The sequence below is a fragment of the Pseudomonas fluorescens genome (assembly GCF_902497875.1).
Lineage (GTDB): Bacteria > Pseudomonadota > Gammaproteobacteria > Pseudomonadales > Pseudomonadaceae > Aquipseudomonas > Aquipseudomonas fluorescens_BR.
This window is the reverse complement of record NZ_CABVHY010000145.1, coordinates 1-1,279: the sequence shown is the minus strand read 5'-3', so window position 1 is coordinate 1,279 and position 1,279 is coordinate 1. Positions and strand designations below refer to the sequence as shown.

Genomic DNA, 1,279 nt, shown 5'->3' with positions numbered 1-1,279 from the left:
CCCGCCGCCAAACCTGCTGCCAGGCCGGCACCCAAACCCGCCGTGAAAAAGCCGGTCGCCGCTAAGCCAGCAACAGCTGCTGTCGCGGCCAAGCCTGCGACTCCAGCGCCAGCAGCATCGCCGGCACCGACTGCGAGCACGCCTGCAGCGTCGCCTGTAACAACGCCAGCAGCCTCTGCGAGCAGCATCACCCCAACCAGCGCTTCCTAAGCCCCGGTTACCGCGACGCGCAGTTCATTCAGCGCGTCGCGGTTCAGGGTGGTGGCTTGTACCGCCACTCCTTCCAGCCAGGCTGGCAAATCCTTTGCCTCCTCTTCTGGCCAGTCTCGTGCCGTCGTCTCCAGTCGCAACAACAACTGTCGCTCCGCTTCGAGCTCAAGCGCCTTGACCTGTTCGCGCAGAATAGTCAGTTGCACATCCTCAAGGGCCGCCGAGCGCCATTGCTGGCGCAGTTGCCGCAGGGGTTGCACGACATCGTCATGCCAGGGGCCGGCCAGTAACTGCAGCTGCTGCAGACGTTGGGCATTGCAGACCACGCCACGCTGGCCAAGCCAGACCGCGCACAACAGCAGGCAGACATTGGCGCCCGCACTCTGCAGTTCCAGGCAGGCCCGTTCGACGCCGGGTCGGGCGTAGGTCGTCAGGGTAGAGCTCCACAGGTCAGAGGACATATTCCTTCTCGCGCCAGTTGCGAGCGAAGCTGGTAGACTCCGCCGCCATTATGATCCGACTTCAAAGCCTAACATTACAGCGTGGCCCGCAACGTCTGCTAGAAGACGCCGAGCTGACCCTGCACGCCGGTCACAAAGCCGGCCTGATCGGTGCCAACGGCGCCGGTAAATCCAGCCTGTTCGCCTTGCTCCAGGGGGAATTGACCCCTGACTCGGGCGACTGCTTCCTGCCGGCGGACTGGCGTATCGCCCATATGCGCCAGGAGGTCGACACCCTTGAGCGGGTAGCGGTCGACTATGTGCTCGATGGCGACCTGCGCCTGCGCGAGGTGCAGCGTGAGCTGGCCGACGCCGAAGCGGCCCATGACGGTGCCGCTCAGGCGCGCCTGCACGCCGAACTCGATAGCGCCGACGGTTACACCGCCGATGCCCGGGCGCGCAAGCTGCTGGCAGGTCTGGGCTTCACCAACGAGCAGATGGATCGCCAGGTCGGTGATTTCTCCGGTGGCTGGCGAATGCGTCTGAACCTGGCGCAGGCACTGATGTGTCCGTCAGATCTGTTGTTGCTCGATGAGCCGACCAACCACTTGGACCTCGACGCCATTCTG

The 1,279-nt window shown here is 64.4% G+C and carries 3 protein-coding genes; 1 reads left to right on the top strand and 2 read right to left on the bottom strand.

Translation table 11 applies throughout. The annotated features are described in order from the left end of the window. Positions 1 to 188: hypothetical protein (locus tag F8N85_RS35380; protein WP_224795811.1), on the bottom strand; the 188-nt coding region annotated here is incomplete at its 3' end. 18 nt (positions 189 to 206) lie between these two features. Further along, a complete protein-coding gene (locus F8N85_RS34290) occupies positions 207 to 671 on the bottom strand; it encodes a TIGR02444 family protein (protein WP_150806107.1) in 465 nt (154 codons plus the stop codon). Between the two features lie 50 nt (positions 672 to 721). On the opposite strand from F8N85_RS34290, the gene F8N85_RS34285 reads away from it, so the two are divergent. Next, on the top strand, positions 722 to 1,279 hold a 558-nt coding region (locus F8N85_RS34285), incomplete at its 3' end, for an ATP-binding cassette domain-containing protein (protein ID WP_150807691.1).

Bases quoted from the DNA above. Each gene is read 5' to 3' on its own strand.
- F8N85_RS34290 (WP_150806107.1), bottom strand. From the start codon at position 671: ATGTCCTCTGACCTGTGGAGCTCTACCCTGACGACCTACGCCCGACCC.